The following is a 273-nucleotide window of genomic DNA, read 5'->3' on the forward strand; positions in this document are numbered from 1 at the left end:
GGTACAGCTAACGCAAGGACCCCAAGGAAGGCATTGTGGACAGAGAGGATGAGAGTTCTCAGAAGGTTCTTGAAAAAATATCGAGAACTGAAAAAAATCGATAAACACTTGTACCATCTGCTGTACATGAAGGTAAAGGGTAACTTTTTCAAAAACAAGAGAGTTTTGAGGGAGTACATTAACAAAAAGAAGGTGGAGAAGAAGCGTGCTAAGCTGTTAGACGATCAAGGTATTGCCAGAAGGTTGAAGGTTAAAGAGGCCCGTAAACGCAGA

Annotated in this window: 1 protein-coding gene; it reads left to right on the forward strand. The window is 41.8% G+C overall.

Annotated elements, in window-relative coordinates:
• On the forward strand, nt 1-273 hold a 273-nt coding region (locus tag SM753_RS20610), incomplete at both ends, for a 50S ribosomal protein L19e (protein WP_323192931.1).

Origin of the sequence: Halostella sp. PRR32 (assembly GCF_034808085.1) — an archaeon.
GTDB lineage: Archaea > Halobacteriota > Halobacteria > Halobacteriales > Natronoarchaeaceae > Halostella > Halostella pelagica.